Genomic DNA, 255 nt, shown 5'->3' with positions numbered 1-255 from the left:
AGTGAGGGCCTCCTTCTTCCGAAGGTACGGAGGCAATTTGCCGAGTTCCTTCAACACCCTTCTCTCAAGCGCCTTGGTATACTCTACCAGACCACCTGTGTCGGTTTCGGGTACGGTCTATACGGAGGGGCTATTTCCTGGAACCTCGTCGAAGCACACCCAATCCGATAAGGGCATACAACTTAAGAGATCCGTCACACACCTCCAGGCCCACGAATATTAACGTGGTTCCCATCGACTACCCCCTTCGGGCTC

At 54.1% G+C, this 255-nt stretch carries 1 rRNA gene; it reads right to left on the bottom strand.

Features of this window, described 5'->3' with window-relative positions:
• Window positions 1–255: ribosomal RNA gene (locus C7I55_RS27630) — 23S ribosomal RNA — on the bottom strand; the annotation flags it as partial.

It is taken from the genome of Allosphingosinicella deserti (assembly GCF_003012735.1).
Classification (GTDB): domain Bacteria; phylum Pseudomonadota; class Alphaproteobacteria; order Sphingomonadales; family Sphingomonadaceae; genus Allosphingosinicella; species Allosphingosinicella deserti.
The sequence above is the reverse complement of the archived record's forward strand: the minus strand, read 5'-3'. Positions and strand labels throughout refer to the sequence as shown.